The sequence below is a fragment of the Aeromonas aquatilis genome (assembly GCF_054052405.1).
Window position 1 is genome coordinate 82,378 of sequence record NZ_JBSTYP010000014.1, and the last position, 8,446, is coordinate 90,823.

General features: G+C 54.3%; 7 protein-coding genes. 1 reads left to right on the top strand and 6 read right to left on the bottom strand.

Translation table 11 applies throughout. The features are described 5' to 3' along the window. Window positions 1-172 precede the first annotated feature (172 nt). On the top strand, window positions 173-1,384 hold the full coding sequence (locus ACW5W8_RS07595) for an RsmB/NOP family class I SAM-dependent RNA methyltransferase (protein ID WP_139731742.1): 1,212 nt from the start codon (window positions 173-175) through the stop codon (window positions 1,382-1,384). Window positions 1,385-1,490: 106 nt separating this feature from the next. On the opposite strand, the gene ACW5W8_RS07600 is transcribed toward ACW5W8_RS07595, so the two are convergent. The 6 genes from ACW5W8_RS07600 to ACW5W8_RS07625 all read right to left on the bottom strand — a co-directional run. After that, window positions 1,491-1,880 carry a RidA family protein gene (locus ACW5W8_RS07600; RefSeq protein WP_058055748.1) on the bottom strand — a complete coding sequence of 130 codons (390 nt, stop codon included), beginning with the start codon at window positions 1,878-1,880 and terminating at the stop codon, window positions 1,491-1,493. Between the two features lie 69 nt (window positions 1,881-1,949). Further along, on the bottom strand, window positions 1,950-4,244 hold the full coding sequence (pflB, locus tag ACW5W8_RS07605) for a formate C-acetyltransferase (RefSeq protein ID WP_498627166.1): 2,295 nt from the start codon (window positions 4,242-4,244) through the stop codon (window positions 1,950-1,952). Window positions 4,245-4,288: 44 nt separating this feature from the next. Then, window positions 4,289-5,497 carry a propionate kinase gene (tdcD, locus tag ACW5W8_RS07610; RefSeq protein WP_498627167.1) on the bottom strand — a complete coding sequence of 403 codons (1,209 nt, stop codon included), beginning with the start codon at window positions 5,495-5,497 and terminating at the stop codon, window positions 4,289-4,291. Between the two features lie 200 nt (window positions 5,498-5,697). Next, window positions 5,698-7,029, bottom strand: coding sequence for a threonine/serine transporter TdcC (tdcC, locus tag ACW5W8_RS07615; protein ID WP_019444738.1), 1,332 nt, complete (start codon window positions 7,027-7,029; stop codon window positions 5,698-5,700). 11 nt (window positions 7,030-7,040) lie between these two features. Then, window positions 7,041-8,045 carry a bifunctional threonine ammonia-lyase/L-serine ammonia-lyase TdcB gene (gene tdcB, locus ACW5W8_RS07620; RefSeq protein WP_005334660.1) on the bottom strand — a complete coding sequence of 335 codons (1,005 nt, stop codon included), beginning with the start codon at window positions 8,043-8,045 and terminating at the stop codon, window positions 7,041-7,043. A gap of 188 nt (window positions 8,046-8,233) precedes the next feature. Beyond that, on the bottom strand, window positions 8,234-8,446 hold a 213-nt coding region (locus ACW5W8_RS07625), incomplete at its 5' end, for a hypothetical protein (RefSeq protein WP_498627168.1).

Below are 8,446 nucleotides of genomic sequence, written 5' to 3' on the forward strand. Positions count from 1 at the left end.
GCATCATTATCCCGCCGAATCAAAAAGCCCGGCGCCACTGTTTCAGCCACTCACCCATGGGGAGTGTTGCGCCAACCCCGTCTAACCCCTATCATTGCGCGGATTTGTCAATTTTAGAACTGCTCCTCTTCACAAAGGTGCGGTTCATCTTTATCTGGCCAAGGTTAATCTCATGCTCAAATCCCCACTGTTGCCCCGTTTCGGGGATCTGGTCGTTGCCATTGTTGACGATGTGCTCGGTCAGGGTCTTACCCTCGACCGCGCTTATGCCCGTCACTTCTCCGGCATCGAACTCAAACCGCAAGAACAGGCAAGGATTGCCTTGGTCACCGGCGACCTGCTGCGCCGTCTCAGCCTCTATTGCTTCCTCACCGGCATTCAGGTGCGTCAGGCCGAAAAGAATGTCTGGCCGCTGCTGCACAGCTGGCACGCCTTCCACAAAATTGCCCAGCCCAACCACCCGACCCTGGATCGCTTCAATGAAGAAGCATTCCGCCGCCGTCTGACCGAGGCGAAGAAGAACCCGGTATTGATGGATGGTTGCCCGAGCTGGTTGGAGAAACTGGGTAGCGAGCAGCTGGGTGAAGCCTGGCCTGCCGAGCGTGCCGCCCTGGCCTGGATGCCCAAGCGTTACCTGCGGGTCAACACCCTCAAGTGCACCCGTGATGAGCTGCAGGCCATGCTGGCCAAAGAGCAGGTCACCACCATTCCGGTTGAAGGTGTGGAGACTGCCCTGCAGGTCACCTCCGACGCAGCCCTGTTCCGCACCAAGGCCTTTGCCGATGGTTGCTTCGAACAGCAGGACGCAGGCTCCCAGCTGGTTGCTGCTGCGCTGGAAGTTGCCCCAGGCATGCGCGTTATCGACGCCTGCGCCGGTGCCGGTGGCAAGACCCTGCACATCGCCGCCATGATGCAGGGCAAAGGCCGTCTGCTGGCAATGGATGTGGAAGAGTGGAAGCTGGAGAACCTCAAGCAACGCGCTCGTCGCGCCGGTGCCCACAACGTGGAGACCCGGGTCATCACCAGCAGCAAGACCGTCAAGCGCCTCAAAGAGAGCGCCGACCGCGTACTGCTTGACGTGCCCTGCTCCGGTCTTGGCGTACTCAAGCGCAATCCGGATGCCAAGTGGCGTGATACCGCCGAGCGTCTGCCGGTGCTGGTCGCGCTGCAAGAAGAGATCCTGCAGCGTTACAGCCAGATGGTGAAAGTCGGCGGCCTGCTGGTCTATGCAACCTGCTCCATCCTGCCCGAGGAGAACCGCCAGCAGGTGGACAAGTTCCTCGCCGCCAACGAGCACTTCCGTCTGCGTGACGATCACACCGTGAGCCCCTCCGAGACCGGCTTCGACGGCTTCTACATGGCTCGTATCGAACGGATCGCCTGATCCAGAATGACCTGATCCTTGCGCTCTTATCGCGCACGGCGGGTTCGATGAAAAAAGAGCGGCCGCCCTCGGGCTGCCGCTCTTTTTATTGATAAGGATCGCCGCGTCAGGACTCCAGCGCAGCAATCGCCTCTATCTCGATCTTCACATCCTTCGGTAACCGAGCCACTTCTACGCAGGAGCGAGCCGGATACATGGCATCGTGCTCGGTGAAGAAGTCGTTGTAGACCTGATTCACCGTAGCAAAGTCGTTCAGATCCGAGACAAACACCGTGGTCTTGAAGATGTTGCGCACCTCGCCGCCTGCCGCCTCGACAATCGCCTGTACGTTTTGCAGGGAGCGCAGGGTCTGCGCTTCGATCCCCTCCGCAACGTCGCCGCTCACCGGGTCCAGCGGGATCTGACCGGAGGTGTATAGGATGTTGCCAATCCGGGTGGCCTGCACATAGGGGCCGATGGCACCCGGTGCCGCCTTGGTAGTGATAACCTGTCGCATCTGTTACTTCCTCGTGCTGACAAACAAAAAGTAGGCCCGGAGCAAGCCTGCTCACCCCGGGCATGAGAGTTACATCATGTTGGTGAAGGTTCTGGAGATGACGTCCTGCTGCTGCTCGCGGGTCAGGGCGTTGAAGCGCACCGCATAACCGGAGACCCGGATGGTCAGGCTGGGGTACTTGTCCGGATTGTCGATGGCATCCAGCAGCATCTCGCGGTTCATCACGTTGACGTTGAGGTGCTGACCCCCTTCCACATCCCGCTCATGATGGAAGTAGCCATCCATCAGCCCCACCAGATTGCTCTCGCGATTGGCCGGCTCCTTGCCGAGCGCCCCCGGCACGATGGAGAAGGTGTAGGAGATCCCGTCCTTGGCGTATTTGAACGGCAGCTTGGCTACCGAGGCGAGTGAAGCAACCGCCCCCTTGCGATCCCGACCGTGCATCGGGTTGGCCCCCGGTGCAAACGGGGTACCGGCGCGGCGGCCATCCGGGGTGTTGCCGGTCTTCTGACCATACACCACGTTGGAGGTGATGGTCAGGATCGACTGGGTCGGCACCGCATTGCGGTAGGTCGGCAGCGCCTGGATCTTCTTCATGAAGCGCTCGACCAAATCGCAGGCGATGGAGTCGGCCCGCTCGTCATTGTTGCCGTACTGGGGATACACCCCCTCAATCACGAAATCGACCGCCAGCCCGTCAGCATCGCGCACCGGCTTGACCCGAGCGTACTTGATGGCCGCCAGCGAATCGACCGCCACCGACAGACCGGCAATGCCGCAGGCCATGGTGCGATAGACGTCGCGATCGTGCAGCGCCATCAGGGAAGCCTCGTAGCTGTACTTTTCGTGCATGTAGTGAATAAGGTTGAGCGCGCTGATGTACTGCACCGCCAGCCAGTCCATAAAGCTGTCGAGGCTCGCCATGACAGTGTCGTAATCCAGCACCTCGTCCATGATGGGCGCCACTTTCGGACCAACCTGGATCTTCAGCTTCTCGTCCACGCCACCGTTGATGCAATAGAGCAGGGTCTTGGCTAGGTTGGCGCGTGCACCGAAGAACTGCATCTGCTTGCCGATCACCATGGGGCTCACGCAGCAGGCGATGGCGTAGTCATCGCTCTCGAAGTCGGTGCGCATCAGGTCATCGTTTTCATACTGCAGGGATGAGGTATCGATGGAGATGCGGGCCGCATAGGTCTTGAAGGCCCGCGGCAATCCTTCCGCCCAAAGGATGGTGAGGTTGGGCTCGGGCGCCGGCCCCATGGTCTTGAGGGTGTGGAGGTAACGGAAGGAGCTCTTGGTCACCAGGGTGCGACCATCCAGCCCCATGCCGCCGATCACCTCGGTCGCCCAAATAGGATCGCCGGAGAAGAGGGTGTCAAACTCGGGGGTGCGCAGGAAACGCACCATGCGGATCTTCATGATGAAGTGATCGACCAGCTCCTGGGCATCCTGCTCGCTGATAAGCCCCGCCTTCAGATCCCGCTCGATATAGATGTCGAGGAAGGTGGCGGTACGACCGAGGGACATGGCCCCGCCATTTTGCGACTTCACCGCCGCCAGATAGGCAAAGTAGAGCCACTGGACTGCCTGCTGGGCAGTGCGTGCTGGCCCTGAGATATCGAAGCCGTAGTTGGCAGCCATCTGCTTGATCTGCACCAGTGCCCGCTTGTGCTCTGCCAGCTCCTCGCGCTGACGGATCACCTGCTCCAGCTGCTCTCCCCGCTCAAGCGCCGGTTGCAGATCGGCAAACTGCAGCTCCCGCTCACGGATTAGATAATCTATGCCATAAAGCGCGACCCGACGATAATCTCCGATAATGCGACCACGACCGTAACCATCCGGCAAACCGGTCAATACCCCTGACTTTCGGCAGCGCAACATCTCGGGAGAGTAGACGTCGAACACTCCCTGATTATGGGTTTTGCGCAATTCGCTGAAAGTATATTCAAAATCGGGATCCATCTCCCGGCCATATGCTTCAAAAGAACTGCGGATCATATTTACGCCGCCAAACGGGTGCAGCGCTCTTTTAAGGGGCTTGTCGGTTTGCAGGCCAACGATTTTTTCCAGCCCCTGCTCGATATAGCCCGGCCCGTGGGCGGTGACTGTGGTGGCAATATTGGTATCAAAATCAACGGGCGCGTGGGTGGCATTCTCGAGGCGGATCCCCTCCATCACCTTATTCCACAAAGTGGTGGTCGCTTCGGTCGAATCTGCTAAAAACTGTTCGTCACCTTCATAGGGGGTGTAGTTCTGCTGGATAAAATCACGGACGTTGATCTCGTGCTTCCAGTTTTCACCGACAAACCCTTGCCATGCCTGACGGAATTTATCCTGATCCAATTGCATATCAACTTTCATCAAATAAACCTCATTCACTACTCATGACACTACAGTGGAAGATGTCAGACGCACTCGGCCTGACGAACCTGCTGCCCCAGACGAATGGCATCCAGCGCGATCATTTTCTCTTCATTGGTGGGAATAACCGCCGCCAGAACCATGGACTCTGCCGCCGAAATAACCCGACAACCCTCGCTATTGGGACGCTGGTTAAACGGCTCGCTGATCGCTACGCCAAATACCTGAAGCCGTTCGCATACCAGCTTTCTGATAAAGGCCGAGTTCTCGCCGATCCCACCGGTGAAAATAACGGCATCCAGCCGGCGCAATGAGGTGGCATGACCGCCGATATGGCGGGCAATACGATGGACAAAAGCGTGAATGGCCAATTTTGCCCCGGGATGTCCTTCGTGATAGGCAGCTTCCAATACCCGCATATCCGAGGAGAGCCCCGAAATACCCAGCAGGCCGGACTGCTTGTTCAATACCCGCTCGATATCCTCGATGGATTGACCCGTCTTGCTGGCGATATAGGCCAGCGCACCAAAGTCGATATCACCGCTGCGACTGCCCATGATCAGCCCCTCGAGCGGGGTCATCCCCATCGAGGTATCGACGCTCTTGCCATCCTGCACCGCGCAAATAGAGGCGCCATTGCCCAGATGGGCGATGATCAGACCGGCATGCAGCGCATCCAGCCCCATAAATACGCAGGCCTGCTCGGCCACATAGCGATGGGAGGTGCCATGGAAGCCATAGCGGCGCACGCCGTAATCCTGCAAATATTGGTAAGGCAGCCCATAGATATAGGCTTCCGGCTTCAGGGTCTGGTGAAAGCCGGTATCAAATACCGCAATCTGGGGCTGGTCGGGAAATAGCTGGCGGGCGGCCATCACGCCGCTCAGATTGGCGTGGTTGTGCAGGGGAGCCAAGGGTGACACCTGCTTTATTTTGGCCAATACATGTTCATCAATGATCACGGCTTCGCTAAATTCACTACCACCATGCGCAATCCGATGACCAATCGGCACAATGGCATCCAGAAGATCCCGTTTTTTCAATTCAGCTGCAATGGCAGCCAATGCACAGGTGTGGTTATTTTCAGCTAATGACATTGCGGGCTCTTTACCCACTTGCAATTGTGGATGGGCCGTCTCAATACCATCCGCCATACCGGATATCACCACCTCACAGGATTGACTCTCCAGTACCGAGAATTTGACCGACGAAGAGCCGCAATTGATAACCAGAACCAACGAATCAAACTTCATTACATCGCCTCGATATTTATGATGTCGAGTCACTGCAGTCAGAGCATCTTTACCACTGAGTGTGGTGGCCAAATCACGGATAGCCTTACCCTGGGCCCACATAATTGGGCCAACCAAGAACAGGTTATTGCGCACTTCTGACTGCGCCATGCAGACCCCGCCAGGGGGCCTGAATGGCTGATGACTTGCAGAAAAGGTTTTCAGAACAGCTTGGAAACTATATTCAGGATGGTCAGCACACCGATGATGGTGACAAACAGGTTGCTGGCCTGACCTTTATATTTTGCAAGTGCCGGTGTCTTGCTCACCGCATACATCGGCAGCAGACAGAGCAGGGAAGCGATGATTGGCGCCCCCATTGCCTCAATCAGGTCGAGGATGTTGGGGTTCACATAAGCAACCAGCCAGGTGGAGCCCATGATGAACAACATACTGACCATGTTGAGTTTTTTACTGGAAACCTTGCTCTTGTCGCCCTGATAGCCAAAGCGGAGGATAAGGCCATTCAACCCTTCCAGCGTCCCCAGATAGTGACCGAAGAAGGATTTGAAGATAGCAACCAGAGCGATAATGGACGCCGCATACTCCAGGGTGGTGGCAAACGCAGACTTGCTGCCCGTCATTGAGGAGAAGTGGTTGGCCAGATAGGAGAGCACCGGAATATTCTGGGCTTTGGCTTCCGCCATATTTTGCGGTGACAGGGTAAAGAGGCAGCTGAAGGCAAAGAACATCACCACGGCCACCATCAGCATGCTGGCACCGGAGATAATCTTCGAGCAGCGCTTCTCGGTAAAATCACGCCCGAACTCCTGCTCATACTCTTCCCGTTTGGAGACAATGAAAGAAGAGACAATCGGCGAGAAGTTGAAGGAGAAGACCATGATGGAGATCCCCAGCCAGACGGTAACCAGAATACCATCGTGACCAAACATCGATATCTCGCTCAGATTGACCTGATCAAAGACGGCACTGTTCCAGTACGGGACGAGGGAGAGAGAGATAACGATCAGACTGGCAATAAAGGGAAAGACCAGATAGCTCATCACCTTGACCATCAGATCTTTACCGAAGTAGATCACGAATGCCATCAACATCAACAATGCCAGTGCAACCACACCTCGATTAAGCGGAACCAACTGTAGTTGATGCTCCCAAAATGCCATAAAGGTATTGGTGATCGTCACGCCATATATCCACAGCAGTGGGCAGATGGCAAAGAAATAGAGGAAGGTAATTACCACTCCACCCATCTTGCCAAAATGTTCTTCAACGGTCTCGGTAATATTTGCCGATGGATTACTGCCAGAAAGACATAATCTGGCCAACGCCCTGTGGCAATAAAATGCAATGGGGTAAGCCAACACCAGCATGATTAATATTGGGATCAGGCCACCATATCCGGCCCGGATTGGAAAGAACAAGACCCCCGCCCCGATAGCAGTACCGAACAGACCTAATCCCCATGTGGTATCCGATTTACGCCATGCACGCGTATTCTCTTTACTGCCGGTGACAACACTGTCTAATATCATGACTGCATTCCTTACAGGCTAAATTGACGAATATTGTTCTGTTCGATAATTTCGGCGATCCGGGTCAGATCAATATTGCCCCCCGAAATAATGCTGACGGTCTTTTTACCTTCGACATAATGTTTCAGCTTGCCACTGAGCAGCGCTGCCGAGGCCAGAGCTCCCGCCCCTTCAGTAATCACCTTGTTGCGCTGAATAAGGTCAACCATGCTATGACGAATATCATCCTCGGTGACCAGTACAATATCATCCACCAATTGTTTGACGATTTCGAAGGTCAGTGAACCGGGTCTTGCCACATCACAGCCATCGGCCAGCGTGCTGCTGGTTCTGTGATTGGTCATGGTACCGGCATAGAAAGAGGCCGCCATACCGTGCACATTCTCGGATTGCACACCAATCACCTTGATGGTCGGATTAATAGATTTGATAGCCATGGCAACACCGGCAATCAAACCACCGCCACCGATCGGCACTATGATGTTATCGACATCATACAAATCTTCGATAATTTCCAGGCCAATGGTGCCCTGGCCGGCAATCACTTTTGCATCGTCGAAGGGGGGGATAAATACCCGACCTTCCATCTCCACGATTTCGCTGACTTTGGCAATGGTGTCATTGAAGCTATTTCCATGGAGGATCACTTTGGCTGAATAGTCACTGGTTGCAGCAATTTTTGATTTGGGGGCACAGCAAGGCATGACCACCTTGGCATCAATTCCCAGCATAGCACTGGAGAGTGATACACCTTGGGCATGATTGCCCGCCGAGCAGGCGACAACTCCTTTTTGTCGGTCTTCCAGACTTAATGAACTGAGTTTGTTGAAGGCACCACGAATTTTAAAAGAGCCTGTACGTTGCATGTTTTCAAGCTTGAGATAAACCTCGCCATGGCAACGTTCGCTGATGTAGTTAGAGGGTAGTTGCGCGGTCTTGTATATATGATTGGTCAGTCTTTTTTTGGCTTCAGTAATATCATGAAGACCAATGGGCAGATTGCTATACATCTTCATCGCAAATCTCTTTTTATTTATTAATTTGTAGGGTTTTATTTCACAGGGCGAAGCGATACTAGGTTCTATCACTTGCAATTAATGTGAGCATAAACACAAAAAAATCTACAAAGAGACCGCGTTACGGTGAAATTATCAAAAAATGTGATGGCAGCAACACTTGAATCCAAATGGATTAAAAAAAGTAATCAGATATTAGCAAAGAATATAATTAACAACTCCAAAACAAAGCCGTAAAGATTAGATTTTTCAGGGCAATTGCGTTGCTTTTTGCAACCGGCAATCAGTTGCTTGCCTGCCAGAACCGGGACAATAAAAAAGGCTATGTCCCAATTACGTGTTGAAAGGCTAAGCTTGAAGTAGGCCATCACCTTGAGGTCTACCATCATGGATACCCCAGC